The sequence below is a fragment of the Rugosimonospora africana genome (assembly GCF_016862975.1).
GTDB classification, from domain to species: Bacteria; Actinomycetota; Actinomycetes; order Mycobacteriales; family Micromonosporaceae; genus Rugosimonospora; species Rugosimonospora africana.
In genome coordinates, this window is sequence record NZ_BONZ01000014.1 from 16,107 (window position 1) to 30,900 (window position 14,794).

A 14,794-nucleotide genomic window follows, 5' to 3' on the forward strand; every position below is an offset into this window, starting at 1 on the left:
CCATCGGTCGGCCGGATGACTGCCCGACCCGCCGGCCGAGTGGCTGCCCGGCCCGTCGGCCGGGTGAGTGCCCGGCCGTCGACCGGCTTTGGCTCAACCGGACCAGGTCGCCGGGATGCCGACCAGCTGTTTGGTCACCGAGGCGCAGGCGTTGGCTCCGGTGGCCAGGTTGTCGGCGTGCTCCCACTTGTTGTCCGGGGCCGTCCACCGGTACTGGAGTTCGATGGCAAGCACCCAGCCAGTGTTGATGGCCAGGCAGTTGATGTGCCAGTCGTGCGAGCCGTTGTAGATCTGGGGCGTCCAGCCGTTCTTGATGGACGTCGAGGCGACCAGGTACTGCGGCAGGCCGTCGATGATGCCCCACCGGCCGCCGCCGGTCGACGTCTGCTGGTCCTGCACCGAGCCCTGCACGTTCTGCATCTGCTTGAGCAGCCAACTCGTCCACTTCGGACCGGCCGCCGTGCCGTTCGCGATGCACAGGCCCATCCGCGCCGCGTCCGCGGGCGACATCGTTGTGTACGACCAGTGGCTCGGAATCTCTGGCGTGTCCGTGTCGGTCAGCTGGCACAGTTTCGTCAGCTCGACGATCGACGGGTCACCGCCATTGATCTTGTAGTACGTCTCGGCGATGTTGTCGTCGCTGTGAATGATCATCTGGCTCAGCGCGTCGAGCGCGCTCTGCGACGGCTGATCGTGATTGCGCAGGTAGTCGGCCGCGATCCACGCCTTGATCATCGACTCGGTGGTGTTCGTCGAGTTCTCCGCGTTTGCGGAACCCGCGCTCTTCCCGCTCTGCCGGTCGATCAGCGTCCAGCCGAGGTAGTCCATGCCGGCCGGCGCCTTGATGGAATTCGGGTCGGTCGGAATCAGCAGGGTGGGCGGCGGCGGCGCGGGCTGGGCGGCGGTGTTGGCCGTACCGAATGGCGTGCTCGCCTCGGCGTGGTACGCACCGTACGCCAGCGGTACGGCGATGAGGCTGGCCACGACGGCCACGGTGAGACAGAGGAGCACCAGGGTTCGAGAGCGCATGGTTCGGTCAGATCTCCGGGGTGACGGTCAGCTGGCCGGCGACATGTGCGCAGACGTCCGCGGCGGTCTGGAGGGAGTCCGTGTTCGTGCGCATCTCGACGGCGAGCACCCAGGCTGGGTTGATCGCGAGGCAGTTGACGTGCCAGGAGCCGCCGTAATCGGTCCAGCCGTTCTTGATCGAGGTGGTCGCCACCAGGTTGGCCGGCAGGCCGTCGATGATCCCCCAGTGGCCGCCCTGCACCTCAACGTCTTTCGGGTTGTTCTGCGCGACGGTGCCCTGGACGTGCCGCATCTGGTCGAGGACCCAGGACGTCCACTTCTTTCCGGCCGCCGTCCCGTCGGCCACGCACTCGCCGTACTTCACCGCGTCCTGCGGCGGCATCGCGGTCTCGGCCCACCAGCCGCTCTTGATGGTCGTGTGGGTCAGCCCGCAAGTCTTGATCATGCGTGTCATGTCGGCGTTGCCGCCACCGACCTTGTAGTACTTCTGGGCGATGTTGTCGTTGCTGTTAATGATCATGAGGTGCAATTCGTTCAGTACCGCGTCGCTCGGCGACGGGTGAGTGCGCAGGTAGTCCGAGGCGATCCATGCCTTGACCATCGACTCGGTGGTGTTGGGGCTCGTGACGCTGTTCGCCGAACCGGTGATCTTCTTGGTCGTCCGGTCGAGGAACGCCCACCCGAAGAAGATCGTGTGGCTGGAGCCGGATGTCACGGACGCCGGGTTGCCGGGCGCGCTGAGGATGGGCAGCGGCGGCGGGGCCTGCGCGATCATTCTCGCCTTGGCGGCCGGCGACTGTCCGGGGTTGGCGGCAGCGGCCTTGCCGTGCGTGGTGAGCGCCTCGAGCTGAACGCGGGTCGCCGGAACGAGCAGGAGGGCGCTCGCGACAACAACTGAGACGGCCAGGCACGTCAACATGACCACGCGGGGGCGCATGGCGGCGATGACTCCAAACCGGGTCGGGGGGATGTTCGGTTATCGGGGGTTACGTCCGCCGACGGTACCCGGTCTGACGGCGGATTGCTCCCACCGGTTGTAGCGAATCTCGACAGGATCAGTTGTCGGTAAGTGTTGCCTCAGGCGATTGTGAGAATTCCTCGTGCCCGAAATCACATAGTAAGCGGCAAAGGCCGCTATGCATTTTCGGTCGCTATTACAGGCCATTGCCGGGAACGGACATTGCTGTAACACTGAGCACGTGTACGGCAACGACTTCAACGTGCCCGATGAGGTGGCTGGGGCCGGGCTTGGCGCCGGAGCGCCGGGCGGGCCGTCTCACCTGCTCGACGAGGTTGCCGCCGCCGAGCGCGCGCTCCGCGAGGCGGGAGCCGCCCGGGTCGCCGATCCCGGCGTCGCGGCCGACGGGGATGAGCTGCTGCGCTACTTCGACGCGGTGATCGAGGCCGATCAGAAGATCGAGCCCAGGGACTGGATGCCCGACGCGTACCGGCAGGGTCTCATCCGGCAGATCGCGCAGCACGCACACTCGGAGATCATCGGCATGCAGCCCGAGGGCAACTGGATCAGCCGTGCGCCCTCGCTCAAGCGCAAGGCGATCCTGCTCGCCAAGGTGCAGGACGAGGCCGGCCACGGGCTGTATCTCTACGCCGCCGCCGAGACCCTCGGGGTGTCCCGCGACGCCCTGGTCGAGCTGCTGCTGGCCGGCCGGCAGAAGTACTCGTCGATCTTCAACTACCCGACTCTGACCTGGGCTGACGTGGGCGCCATCGGCTGGCTCGTCGACGGTGCGGCCATCGTCAACCAGGTGCCGCTGTGCCGCTGCTCGTACGGTCCGTACGCGCGGGCGATGATCCGCATCTGCAAGGAGGAGTCGTTCCACCAGCGGCAGGGATACGAGATCCTGCACACGCTCGCACACGGCACGCCCGGGCAGAAGGCGATGGCGCAGGACGCCGTGAACCGCTGGTGGTACCCGTCGCTGGCGATGTTCGGCCCGCCCGACGCCGACTCCACCCACTCACAGCAGTCGATGACCTGGAAGATCAAGCGGTTCTCCAACGACGAACTGCGCCAGCGGTTCGTTGACATGTGCGTGCAGCAGGCGTCCGTGCTCGGGCTGGACATCCCCGACCCCGACCTTCGGTGGAACGAGCAGCGCCAGGCGCACGACTACACCCAGCCGGACTACACCGAGCTGATGCGGGTCATCAAGGGCGACGGGCCGTGCAACCGGCAGCGCGCGGCGCACCGGCACGCGGCGCACGCCGACGGGGCGTGGGTGCGCGAGGCCGCCGCGGCGTACGCGGCCAAGCGGAACGCACCGACGACGAAGGCGGCGGCATGAGCGAGACCAAGAAGGAGTGGCCGTTGTGGGAGGTGTTCGTCCGGCCCCGGCGCGGGTTGGCGCACTCTCACGTCGGCAGCCTGCACGCACCGGACGCCGAGCTGGCCCTGCGCAACGCGCGGGATCTCTACACCCGCCGCCAGGAGGGTGTGTCGATCTGGGTGGTGCCGGCGGCCGCGGTGGTCGCGTCCAGCCCGGACGAGAAGGACTCGTTCTTCGACCCGGCCGCCGACAAGGTCTACCGCCATCCGACCTTCTATCAGGTACCCGAAGGGGCGGCACACCTGTGACCACCAGTGTCGACCGGCTCCTCGCCCTCGGCGACGACGCGCTGGTGACCGCGCAGCGGCTCGGTCACTGGTGCACCCGTTCGCCGGAGATGGAAGAGGACGTGGCTCTGGCCAACATCGCGCTGGACCAGCTCGGTGTCGCCCGACTGCTGCTGTCCTATGCCGGCGAGGTCGAGGGTGCCGGGCGCGACGAGGACGCGCTGGCGTACCTGCGTACCGATCGGGAGTACCGCAACGCGCTGCTCGTCGAGCTGCCCGACCGGGACTTCGCCGTGATGATCGCCAAACTGCTGTTCGTGTCGGCGTACCAGCGTCTGCTGTACCGGCGCCTCGCGACCGGCGCGGACGAGCGACTGGCCGGCATCGCCGCCAAGGCGGTCAAGGAATCCGCGTACCACGAAGACCACGCCACCCTGTGGACGCTGCGGCTCGGCGACGGTACCGACGAGTCGCACCGCAGGATGCAGGCGGCGGTCGACGAGGTGTGGCCGTACACGCATGAGCTGTTCGAGGAGGAGCCCGACCTGCGGGCCGAGTGGTTGTCCACAGTGGAGGGTGTGTTGACCCGGGCGACACTGGTCCGGCCGGCCGACAGCTGGGCGCCGACCGGGGGCCGGGACGGCCGGCACACCGAGCAGCTGTCCTACCTGCTCGCCGAGATGCAGGTCCTGCACCGGGCACACCCGGGGGCCCGGTGGTGAGCGCGCAGCAGGGCGCCGCCGCTTCCACCGCGTCGCCGGGCGCCGCCGCTCCCGCCGGGCCGATCGACGCCGCGATCGCGCGGAACATCGTGGCGGCCGTCGCCGACCCCGAACTGGTCGTGCTCACCATCGACGAACTGGGCGTGCTGCGCTCGGTGGCAGTGGACGCCGGTGGCCGGGTGACGGTGACCATCACGCCGACGTACTCCGGCTGCCCGGCGATGGACGCCATCCGCGCGGACATCCGCGCCGCCCTAGCCGCCGCCGGGCACCGCCATGTGGACATCGTGACGCGGCTCGACCCGCCGTGGAGCACCGATCTGATCAGTGAGTCCGGCCGCACGAAGCTGGCCGCGGCCGGCATCGCGCCGCCGGTCCGGCTCGCCGGTCCGGTCCCGGTGGCGCTGTCGGTGAAATGCCCCCGGTGCGGCTCGCTGGACACCGAGCGCCTGTCCCAGTTCGGTTCGACCGCGTGCAAGGCGCTGTGGCGGTGCCGCGGCTGTCGCGAGCCCTTCGACCAGATCAAGCCGCTGTGAGCGAGACAGCGGAGCGACTGGTCTGGGTCGCCGCGCGGTGTCAGACGCGCCGAGCCGGACTGGTCGAAGAGGATCCGGCATGAGTGTCGTCATCACGCGGCCGGTCCGGCGTCGGCCGCAATTCCACGAGCTGACCGTCGAGGCCGTCGACCGGCTGGTCGACGACGCGGTGGTGATCACCTTCGCGGTACCCGACGAGCTGCGTGAGGTGTTCGCGTTCCGGGCCGGGCAGCACCTGACGGTACGGCGGGTGGAAGACGGGCAGGACGTCCGGCGCTCGTACTCGATCTGTTCCACCCCGGCCGAACTGGCCGCTCACGGCCGGCTGCGGATCGGTGTCAAGCAGGTGCCCGGCGGGGTGTTCTCCGGGTACGTGATGGCCGGCCTGCATGCCGGCGACGCGATCGCCGTCCTGCCGCCGCTGGGCCACTTCACCACCGACTTCGCCGCCGGGCGCGGCCGGCACTACGCGGCGATCGTCGCCGGCTCCGGCATCACGCCGGTCCTCTCCCTGGTCGCCACGGCGCTCGCGACCGAGCCGGAGAGCGCGTTCACCGTGATGTACGGCAACCGGTACGCCCGGTCGGTGATGTTCATCGAAGAGTTGGCCGATCTCAAGGACCGGTACCCGGCCCGGCTGCACCTGATGCACGTGCTGTCCAGGGAACCGGGCGACGCGGAACTGCTGTCCGGCCGGCTGGACCGGACCCGGATCGGCGGGATCCTCGACAACTTCCTCGACCCGGCCGGCGTGGACGAGTGGTTCCTGTGCGGCCCGTACGGCATGGTGACCGATGCCCGCGCGGTGCTCGCCGAGCGTGGCGTACCGGAGGTGCGGGTACACACCGAGCTGTTCCACGTCGAGGAGGCGCCACCGGTCGCGTCCCGGGAACCGGAATCGGCACCGGAGTCGGGTGCGACGGTCACCATCATGCTCGACGGGCGCGCGTCCACCTTCACGATGGGGCGCCAGGAGCGGGTGCTGGACGCCGCGCTGCGGGTACGGCCGGAGTTGCCGTACGCGTGCAAGGGCGGGGTCTGCTCGACCTGCCGGGCCCGGCTGGTCGACGGCAAGGTGCAGATGGCTCGCAACTACGCCCTGCAACCCGACGAACTGGCCGCCGGGTACGTGCTGACCTGCCAGTCCAGCCCGGTGACCGAGACGTTGACCGTGGACTACGACGCCTGACCGGTCCCGGCCGGCCCGGGTCGGTACCGGGGCCGGCCGGGGCCGGGTCAGCCGATCGCGTTCAGCTCGGCGAGGTCCTCGTCCGAGGGCACCCACGCCGCCGCCGCGACGTTCGCGGCCACCTGCTCCGGCCGGGTCGCACCGGCGATCACGCTGGCCACCGCCGGCTTGGCTGCCAGCCCGCCGATCGCGACGTCGAGCAGGCTCAGCCCGCGCTTGTCGGCGAACGCCTCCAGCGCCTCGATCGTGTCCCAGCGCGCGTTGGCCAGCCGCTGCGCATAGCGCTCCTCGGACAGCCGGCCGCCGGCCGGGGGCGTCTCGTTGCGCCGGTACTTGCCGGTGAGCAGGCCGCTGGCCAGCGGGAAGAACGGCAGCATGCCGAGGTTGAACCGCTCGCAGGCCGGCAGTACCTCCGCCTCGGCGCCGCGCTCCAGCAGGCTGTACTGGTTCTGGGCGCTGACGAACGGGGTCAGGTGGCCGGTCCGCGCGGTCCAGGCCGCGTCGGCGATCTGCCAGCCGCTGAAGTTGGAGTTGCCGAGGTACCGGACCTTGCCGGCGCGCACGAGGTCGTCCAGCGCGGACAGGGTCTCCGCGATCGGGGTGGCCGCGTCCGGCTCGTGCAGCTGGTACAGGTCGATGTAGTCGGTACCGAGCCGGCGCAGCGATGCCTCCACCGCCCGGTGGATGTACCGGCGGGCGCCCCGGGCACCGAAGTCGGCTCCGTTGGCGCCTTCCATGTTCATCCCGAACTTGGTGGCGATGACCACATCGTCCCGACGGCCCTTGAGCGCGGCACCGAGCAACTCCTCCGAGGCGCCGTGCGGGTTGCCGTAGATGTCGGCCGTGTCGAACAGGTTGATCCCGTGGTCGAGCGCCGCGTCGACCACGGCCCGCGTCCCGTCCAGATCGACCTTCCGGCCGAAGTTGTTGCAGCCGATGCCGACGACCGAGACCACCAGCCCCGACGCGCCGAGCCGGCGAAAACGCATATCTGCCATGGTCCAAGAGCCTAGGCTCGCCGGGTCTGGCCAGCCCCGGGGGCCTCGCCCGGGGCCTCGGCCGGTGTCGGCTGGAGGCGACGGGCTTCCGGACTGCGGCTACTCTCGAAGTCGTGACGGCTAACCGGGAGCTTGACGACATCCTGCGGCGTGCGGCCGACGGCGGGCGGATCAGCCCGGAGGAAGCGCTGCTGCTCTACACGGACGCCCCGTTCCACGCTCTCGGCGAGGCCGCGGACACCGTGCGCCGGCGGCGGTACCCGGACAACATCGTGACGTACATCATCGACCGCAACATCAATTACACCAACGTCTGCGTCACGGCGTGCAAGTTCTGTGCGTTCTTCCGGGCTCCGAAGCACGAGGAGGGCTGGTCGCACCCGACGGAGGAGATCCTCCGCCGGTGCGGTGAGGCGGTCGACCTGGGTGCCACGCAGGTCATGCTCCAGGGCGGTCACCACCCGGACTACGGCGTGGAGTATTACGAGACGCTGTTCTCGGCGGTCAAGGCCGCGTACCCCGACCTGGTCATCCACTCGATCGGGCCGAGCGAGGTCCTGCACATGTCGAAGGTCTCGGGCGTGTCCATCGAGGAGTCGATCCGCCGGATCAAGGCGGCCGGCCTGGACTCGATCGCCGGTGCCGGCGCGGAGATGCTGCCGGAGCGGCCACGCACCGCGATCGCTCCGCTCAAGGAGTCCGGGGCGCGCTGGCTCGAGGTCATGGAGATCGCGCACAACCTGGGCGTCGAGTCGACCGCGACGATGATGATGGGCACCGGCGAGACCAATGCGGAGCGCATCGAGCACATCACGATGATCCGTGACGTGCAGGATCGCACCGGCGGCTTCCGGTCCTTCATCCCGTGGACGTACCAGCCGGAAAACAACCACCTCAAGGGCCGCACCCAGGCGACCAACCTGGAATATCTGCGCTTTGTCGCGGTGGCCCGGCTGTTCTTCGACAACGTCGCGCACCTGCAGTCGTCCTGGCTGACGACCGGCAAGGACGTCGGGCAACTGTCCCTGCACATGGGCGTCGACGACCTCGGGTCGATCATGTTGGAAGAGAACGTGATCTCCAGCGCGGGTGCCCGGCACCGGTCGAAGCTCACCGAGCTGGTCTCGATGATCCGCGGCGCGGACCGGACCCCGGCCCAGCGGGACACCCTGTACCGGCACCTCAAGGTGCACTGGACGCCGGCCGACGACCCGACGGACGAGCGTGTGGTCTCGCACTTCTCCTCGATCGCGCTGCCCGGCGGCGGCGCCGGTGGGCGTACCGCGCTGAGCGTCATCGACGCCCAGTGACGGCGCCCGCTGACCGCGGCGCGCACTGACCACGCCACCGACGACAACCACTGAGGACTTGGCCCGCTGACGACGGCGCCGCCGACTCGCGGCGCCGAGCGCCGGCCCCGGCGACCTGACCGGCCGTTTCCCGCTCGGCCTGAACGCTGGCCCTGCCCGGTCTGGTCACCGGGCTGGCGAGATAGTTGCTATGCGGTAGCATCTATCTCGTGACCGTTTCCGACGATGACGTGCGGGCGCTGGCCGGAGCCGTGATGACGCTGGTCAACCAGATCCGTCGCGGCCAGGCCAAGGCGTTCAACCCAGAACTTGTCGCCGTCCTGGAGGTGCTCGCCCGGCGTGGCGACCTGACGCCCAGCGAGCTGGCCGACGCGTTGCCGGCGCCGGCATCCTCGGTGAGCCGCCGGGTCAAGGCGTTGAGCGAGGGCGGTTGGGTCACCGTGACACCCGACGCGCGAGACAGGCGCTCGTACCGGGTGGTGCTGTCCCCGGCCGGCCGGGCGGAGCTCGACCGGCTGATCAGGCAGGGACTGGACGTGTTCGCTGAGCTGATCAAGGACTGGAACGAGCGGGACGTGCGCGAGTACACCGCGCTCACCAGGCGGTTGACCAGCGCCGAGCCGCCGCCCGACCCGCCGGCTGCCCGTACTCATCCCTGGTGGAAGGAATCATGATGACCAGTCGTGTCCGAACGATTCTCATCGCGGCCGTCGCGCTGGCCGCCGTCGGTGAGCTGGCGGTGGTGGCCACGCCGGCACCGGCGGCTGGCCTGAGTCGTGCGGCGCTGGACGCGCCGAGCACTCGGCCGTCGCGCTGGGTCACCATCTGGCGCGACGACTTCACCGGCAGGGCGGGCGCCCGGCCGGATCCGGGCCGTTGGCAGGTCGACGGCGACGGCCATCACGAGAACGGCGACCTGGAGGTATACCGGGACGACCCGGCGAACGCCGGCCTGGACGGCCACGGGCACCTGCGGATCACCGCGACCATGGACAGCGAAGGCAACTACTGGTCCGCACGCCTGATCAGCGTGCCGCACGACCTGTTGCCTCCGGAGGGCGGCAGCCTCCGGATCGAGGCGCGGGTCCGGCCGGCGTCCGGCGCCGGAGTGGGCACCTCGATCTGGACCTGGGGCAACGACGTCGACAAGTGGCCGGCCAACGGCGAGATCGACGTCGCCGAGCAACTCGGTGCCCAACCCGACCAGGTTCATTACGCGATCCAGTGCCCGACCTGCCACGAGACGGCGCCACCGTTCGGCCTCGGCGGGATCTACACCGACCCGGGCCAGCGCGCGTACGGCGACGGGTTCCACACCTTCGCCGCCCAGTGGAACCGTGATCCGGACAGCATCAGCTGGTACGTGGACGGCCGCCTGATCGACACGGTCACCCCGGCCGACACCGGTACCGACGGCTGGGTGTTCGACCAGCCGATGTTCCTTTTGCTGTCGGTACGCATCGGCGGCAGGTTCGTGGGCGACGTCGGCCCGACGACGCTGCCGGCGACCGCCCTGGTGGACGACGTGCGGATCCTGCGTACCGACGGCGCCTGACCGGGCCCGTGACCGGCCGGGTGGACCCCGTGACGGGACCGCCCGGCCGGCGGCGTCCGCAATCGAGGTTGCCGAGACCTCTGGATAAGTCAGGTGCTGCCCGCCGGAGACCTCAAGGAATTCGTCGGCGACTTCATCCGCAACGCTCTGGCGGCGGCCGAACTCGGCCGGTGGGAGGTGCTCGGCCAGACCGTCCGCGAGTGGAAGGCCACAGCCGCCGTATACGCCGACTCCGCTCTGCTCAAGGAGCTGACCAAGCCGGTTACCGATGATCACGGACCGGTCCCGCCGCACGCCGACATCGGGGAGTGAGACGGTGTGGATCACGTACGCCAGCACCGCGCACCCGAAGGCCACCGAGTAACGACCGGGGCGCCCAGCGCCCGCCCCGCCCGAAGGCGCTACCGGAGGCGGTGGCAGCATGGCGGACGTGAGCAGGGCACACCTGGACAAGCAGCCGCACGAAGTCGCGGCCATGTTCGACGGCGTGGCCAAGCGGTACGACGTGACGAACACCATCCTCTCGTTCGGTCAGGACCGGCTGTGGCGGGCCGCAACCCGCCGGGCACTGGAGCTGAACCCGGGTGAGCTGGTCCTCGACCTGGCCGCCGGTACCGGCGTGTCCACCGAGGAACTGGCCCGGTCCGGCGCCCGTCCGGTCGGCGTGGACATCTCGCTGGGCATGCTGCGCACCGGCCGGCAGTCCAGGCAGGTGACGCTGCTTGCCGGCGACGCGTTGCGGCTGCCGTTCCGCGATGGCGTCTTCGACGCGGTCACCATCTCCTTCGGCCTTCGCAACGTGCACGACACCGGGGCGGTCCTGGCCGAGCTCGCGCGAGTCACCCGGCCCGGGGGCCGGCTGGTGGTGTGTGAGTTCAGCCATCCCACGAACGGCGCGTTCCGGACCGCGTACCTCGGGTACCTGATGAGGGCCCTGCCTGAGGTGGCCCGCCGGGTGTCCAGCAATCCGGAGGCGTACGTCTATCTGGCCGAGTCGATCCGCGCGTGGCCGGACCAGGCCGGACTGGCTGAGCGGATGACCGAGGCCGGATGGCGGAGTGTGGCGTGGCGGAACCTGTCCGGGGGCATCGTCGCCCTGCACCGCGCCGTACGGGCGGCCGAGCTGCCCGTGGCGGTGGGAGATCCTGAAGGTTAGGTATGCCTAACCCGGAAGGTACCTGGGAGCGGTCTTAGACTGCTGGCCGGAGCCTGCTTGTGAAGACTTTCACGAGCAGGCCGGGTACCAGTAAGAAGCGAGGCGGTGATAGTCGTGATCCAGACTCGAGAGGCCGACGTCATCGTCGTCGGCGCCGGGCCTGGCGGCTCCACCGCCGCCTACCACCTGGCCAGGCACGGCATCTCCGTTCTGCTGCTGGAGAAGAGCGAGTTCCCCCGCGAGAAGGTCTGTGGCGACGGCCTGACCCCGCGTGCGGTCCGGCAGCTGGTCAAGATGGGTATTGATACCTCGGAGAAGGCCGGCTGGCTGCACAACAAGGGCCTGCGCGTGATCGGCGGCGGTATCCGGCTCGAACTGGACTGGCCGGACCTGGCCAGCTTCCCGAACTACGGCCTGGTGCGCACGCGGCTGGACTTTGACCAGCTGCTCGCGACCGCCGCGACCGAGGCCGGCGCGACGCTGTTGACCGGCCACAACGTCACCGGTCCGATCCTTGACGCGGCCGGCCGGGTGGTCGGCGTGAAGGCGCAGGTCGGCCCGGGCAAGGAGCCGCAGGAGTTCCGCGCGCCGCTGGTGCTGGCGGCCGACGGGGTGTCGGCCCGGTTCGCGCTGGCGCTGGGCATGGCCAAGCGGGAGGACCGGCCGATCGGCGTCGCGGTCCGGCGCTACTACAACTCACCGGCCCGGCACGACGACGACTACCTGGAGTCCTGGCTGGAACTGCGCAGCCCGGCATCGAGGCAGCGCGGCGGCAGCCGCTCCTCCCACGAGGATCAGGCCCTGCTGCCCGGCTACGGCTGGATCTTCGGGATGGGCGACGGCCGGGTCAACGTGGGCCTCGGCGTACTGAACAGCAGTTCGGCGTTCGGCAAGACCAACTACCGGACGATGCTGACCGACTGGCTGTCCACCACGCCCGACGACTGGACGATGAACGACGAGGCGTACGCCGACGGCCCGATCCAGGGCGCGGCGCTGCCGATGGGCTTCAACCGGGTACCGCACTACACCCGGGGCGTGCTGCTGGTCGGTGACTCGGGCGGCATGGTCAACCCGTTCAACGGCGAGGGCATCGCGTACGCCATGGAGTCCGGCGAGCTGGCCGCCGAGATCGTGGTGCAGGCCTTGGCCCGACCGGCCGGACCCGAGCGGGAACGGGCTCTTCGGCAGTACCCGATGGAGCTGAGGGCCCGGTTCGGCGGCTACTACCGGCTCGGCGGCTGGTTCGTGAAGCTGATCGGCAACCCGCAGATCATGAAGGTGGCCACCCGGCATGGAATGCCGCACCCGATGCTGATGCGGTTCGTACTCAAGCTGCTGGCAAACCTCACCGACCCGCGGGGCGGCGACGCGATGGACCGGATCATCAACGGTCTGACGAAGGTGGCGCCGGCAGTATGAACGAATTTAACCGATACGGCGTGGTACGGATCACCCCAGTTTCGGGTGCTTTAAGCGCTACGAATAAGTTACTTGCCAGCGGAAACGTTCAAGGAAGGGCAAGGCGGAGCTGATCATGAATCTCGGTCAGTGGGTACCGATCGTCGGGCTTGTGGTGCTCGGCGCCCTGTTCGCGTTGTTCTCCGTGGCGATCGCTCCGGTGGTCGGACCCAACCGGCCGAACCGGGCGAAGCTGTCCGCGTACGAGTGCGGTATCGAGCCGACTCCGGAGCCGGTCGGCAGCGGGCGGCGTTTCCCGGTCAAGTTCTACCTGACGGCGATGCTGTTCATCGTCTTCGACATCGAGATCATCTTCCTGTACCCGTGGGCGGTCTCCTTCAACGCCCTGGGCACCTTCGGGTTCGTGGAGATGCTCCTGTTCATCGCAACCGCGTTCGTCGCGTACGCCTACGTCTGGCGGCGCGGCGGGCTTGACTGGGATTAAGGCTGGGATCCGGCATGGGTATCGAAGAGAAACTGCCGAGCGGAATCCTGCTCACCTCGGTCGAGAAGCTGTCCAACTACGCGCGCAAGTCGTCGTTCTGGGGAGCCACGTTCGGCCTGGCCTGCTGCGCCATCGAGATGATGGCGGCCGGTGGCCCGCACTACGACCTGGGCCGCTGGGGCATGGAGGTGTTCCGCGCCTCGCCCCGCCAGGCCGACCTCATGATCGTCGCCGGTCGGGTGAGCCAGAAGATGGCGCCGGTGCTGCGGCAGATCTACGACCAGATGCCGGAGCCGCGCTCGGTGATCTCGATGGGCGTGTGCGCCTCGTCGGGTGGCATGTTCAACAACTACGCGATCGTGCAGGGCGTCGATCACGTCGTACCGGTGGACATGTACCTGCCCGGCTGCCCGCCCCGGCCGGAGATGCTGATCGACGCGATCCTGAAGCTGCGCGAGAAGATCCTTCACCAGCCGCTCGGCCCGAACGGCCGCAAGATGCTCGAGGCCCGCAAGGCCCGCGGCGACGTGCCGGTCGTAGCGCCGGGCGCCATGCCCTCCTCGTATCGGGAGAACAAGGCCCGACGCGCGGAGTGGGAGCAGGCGGTCAAGGAAGGCCGCGAGGAGCAGCTGCGCATCGAGAACTGGATGAAGGCCCAGAACCACCTGTCCGGAGGGGTAAACCGGTGAGCGAGCGCAGCGAGCGAACCAACAAGCTCGGCGTGCCGCCGCTCATGCGCCCCACGAGCGAAGCGAGGCGGGCGCATGAGTGAGTCCGGCAACGTGCCCGTTTCGGCCAACCCGGTCGGCGCGCAGACCGGCGCCCCGGCCGAGTTCCCGCCGGCGAGCCCCGCTCAGCGGGGCCTGTTCGGCGTCCAAGGCACCGGCGACACGTCCGGCTTCGGCGGCCTCAACCGCCGCCGGCCGACCATCGTGGACGCGCAGCGGCCGTACGGCGACTACTTCGACGAGGTGCACGACGCGCTGGTCGAGGCGCACCCGGGCTTCGAGGACGCCATCGAGCACGTGGTCGTGGACCGCGGCGAGCTGACTCTGCACATCAAGCCAGAGCGCATCCTCGAGGTCTGCCGGACCATGCGCGACGACCCGGCGCTGCGTTTCGAGCTGTGCTCCTCGGTGTCCGGGGTGGACTACCTCGCCACCGACGAGCGCCGGCTGCACATCGTGTACCAGCTCACCTCGATGACCTACCGCCGGCGGGTCCGGCTGGAGACCGCGGTCTCCGCCGAGGCGCCGCGGGTACCGAGTGTCACCTCGGTGTACCCGACGGCCGACTGGCAGGAACGCGAGGCGTACGACATGTTCGGCGTCGTCTTCGAGGGCCACCCCGGCCTCACCCGGATCCTGATGCCGGACGACTGGGAGGGCTACCCGCAGCGTAAGGACTACCCGCTCGGCGGTGTCCCGGTGGAGTACAAGGGCGCCGAGATCCCGCCGCCGGACCAGCGGAGGAGCTACCAGTGAGCCAAGCCACCGACAACGCGCCGCTCGACGGCGACGCCGGGTCCGCCAGCGCGGGACCGGGCACCGACGCCTACGCCAGCGCCCGAGAGACCACCGAGGGCCGGGTCTTCACCGTCACCGGTGGGGACTGGATGGACACCCTCGCCGGTGACGACCCGATCCACGACGAACGGATCGTGGTCAACCTCGGCCCGCAGCACCCGTCCACGCACGGCGTGCTCCGGCTCATCCTGGAGCTCGAGGGCGAGACGGTCGTCGACGCGCGGCCGGTCGTCGGTTACCTGCACACGGGTATCGAGAAGAACATCGAGTTCCGGAACTGGGTTCAGGGTTC

Annotated in this window: 17 protein-coding genes and 1 pseudogene; 15 read left to right on the plus strand and 3 right to left on the minus strand. The window is 69.4% G+C overall.

Annotation, left to right across the window (positions count from 1 at the left end):
• Positions 1-93: 93 nt before the first annotated feature.
• Entirely contained in the window at positions 94-1,029 is a 936-nt protein-coding gene (locus Raf01_RS08115) for a hypothetical protein (protein WP_203917128.1), read from the minus strand.
• 7 nt (positions 1,030-1,036) lie between these two features.
• Positions 1,037-1,966, minus strand: coding sequence for a hypothetical protein (locus Raf01_RS08120; protein WP_203917129.1), 930 nt, complete (start codon positions 1,964-1,966; stop codon positions 1,037-1,039).
• 262 nt (positions 1,967-2,228) lie between these two features.
• On the opposite strand from Raf01_RS08120, the gene paaA reads away from it, so the two are divergent.
• The 5 genes from paaA (at position 2,229) to paaE (ending at position 6,051) form a co-directional block, all read left to right on the plus strand.
• Complete coding sequence (paaA, locus tag Raf01_RS08125) at positions 2,229-3,335, plus strand: 1,2-phenylacetyl-CoA epoxidase subunit PaaA (RefSeq protein ID WP_373319492.1); 1,107 nt, start codon at positions 2,229-2,231, stop codon at positions 3,333-3,335.
• A complete protein-coding gene (paaB, locus tag Raf01_RS08130) occupies positions 3,332-3,625 on the plus strand; it encodes a 1,2-phenylacetyl-CoA epoxidase subunit PaaB (protein ID WP_203917131.1) in 294 nt (97 codons plus the stop codon). The genes paaA and paaB overlap by 4 nt, the downstream gene beginning before the upstream one ends.
• A complete protein-coding gene (gene paaC, locus Raf01_RS08135) occupies positions 3,622-4,326 on the plus strand; it encodes a 1,2-phenylacetyl-CoA epoxidase subunit PaaC (RefSeq protein ID WP_203917132.1) in 705 nt (234 codons plus the stop codon). Before paaB ends, paaC begins: the two co-directional genes overlap by 4 nt.
• A gap of 74 nt (positions 4,327-4,400) precedes the next feature.
• Positions 4,401-4,862, plus strand: coding sequence for a 1,2-phenylacetyl-CoA epoxidase subunit PaaD (paaD, locus tag Raf01_RS08140; protein WP_239133458.1), 462 nt, complete (start codon positions 4,401-4,403; stop codon positions 4,860-4,862).
• Positions 4,863-4,941: 79 nt separating this feature from the next.
• On the plus strand, positions 4,942-6,051 hold the full coding sequence (gene paaE / locus Raf01_RS08145; RefSeq protein ID WP_203917133.1) for a 1,2-phenylacetyl-CoA epoxidase subunit PaaE: 1,110 nt from the start codon (positions 4,942-4,944) through the stop codon (positions 6,049-6,051).
• A 47-nt stretch (positions 6,052-6,098) separates the two neighbouring features.
• Here the strand turns inward: paaE and Raf01_RS08150 are convergent, their stop codons facing one another.
• Positions 6,099-7,040: an aldo/keto reductase gene (locus Raf01_RS08150; RefSeq protein WP_203917134.1), complete on the minus strand. Its 942-nt coding sequence runs from the start codon at positions 7,038-7,040 to the stop codon at positions 6,099-6,101.
• A gap of 122 nt (positions 7,041-7,162) precedes the next feature.
• Here Raf01_RS08150 and mqnC point away from each other — a divergent pair, with 122 nt between their 5' ends.
• The 10 genes and pseudogenes from mqnC to Raf01_RS08200 all read left to right on the plus strand — a co-directional run.
• The gene (mqnC, locus tag Raf01_RS08155) at positions 7,163-8,359 is read left to right on the plus strand and encodes a cyclic dehypoxanthinyl futalosine synthase (protein WP_203917135.1); all 1,197 of its coding nucleotides are present in this window, start codon (positions 7,163-7,165) and stop codon (positions 8,357-8,359) included.
• 209 nt (positions 8,360-8,568) lie between these two features.
• Entirely contained in the window at positions 8,569-9,033 is a 465-nt protein-coding gene (locus Raf01_RS08160) for a MarR family winged helix-turn-helix transcriptional regulator (RefSeq protein ID WP_203917136.1), read from the plus strand.
• Positions 9,033-9,914 carry a glycoside hydrolase family 16 protein gene (locus Raf01_RS08165; protein ID WP_203917137.1) on the plus strand — a complete coding sequence of 294 codons (882 nt, stop codon included), beginning with the start codon at positions 9,033-9,035 and terminating at the stop codon, positions 9,912-9,914. The genes Raf01_RS08160 and Raf01_RS08165 overlap by 1 nt, the downstream gene beginning before the upstream one ends.
• A gap of 93 nt (positions 9,915-10,007) precedes the next feature.
• Positions 10,008-10,226, plus strand: coding sequence for a hypothetical protein (locus Raf01_RS08170; protein ID WP_203917138.1), 219 nt, complete (start codon positions 10,008-10,010; stop codon positions 10,224-10,226).
• A gap of 118 nt (positions 10,227-10,344) precedes the next feature.
• Positions 10,345-11,070 (plus strand): demethylmenaquinone methyltransferase, encoded by a 726-nt coding sequence (locus Raf01_RS08175; RefSeq protein WP_275412966.1) that lies wholly within the window; start codon positions 10,345-10,347, stop codon positions 11,068-11,070.
• Between the two features lie 114 nt (positions 11,071-11,184).
• The gene (locus Raf01_RS08180; protein ID WP_203917140.1) at positions 11,185-12,492 is read left to right on the plus strand and encodes a geranylgeranyl reductase family protein; all 1,308 of its coding nucleotides are present in this window, start codon (positions 11,185-11,187) and stop codon (positions 12,490-12,492) included.
• A gap of 115 nt (positions 12,493-12,607) precedes the next feature.
• The gene (locus tag Raf01_RS08185) at positions 12,608-12,976 is read left to right on the plus strand and encodes an NADH-quinone oxidoreductase subunit A (RefSeq protein WP_203917141.1); all 369 of its coding nucleotides are present in this window, start codon (positions 12,608-12,610) and stop codon (positions 12,974-12,976) included.
• Between the two features lie 14 nt (positions 12,977-12,990).
• Complete coding sequence (locus Raf01_RS08190; RefSeq protein ID WP_203917142.1) at positions 12,991-13,665, plus strand: NuoB/complex I 20 kDa subunit family protein; 675 nt, start codon at positions 12,991-12,993, stop codon at positions 13,663-13,665.
• A gap of 75 nt (positions 13,666-13,740) precedes the next feature.
• Entirely contained in the window at positions 13,741-14,460 is a 720-nt protein-coding gene (locus tag Raf01_RS08195) for an NADH-quinone oxidoreductase subunit C (RefSeq protein WP_203917143.1), read from the plus strand.
• A pseudogene (locus Raf01_RS08200) lies at positions 14,457-14,794 on the plus strand (hypothetical protein); the annotation flags it as partial. The gene Raf01_RS08195 and the pseudogene Raf01_RS08200, both read left to right, overlap by 4 nt.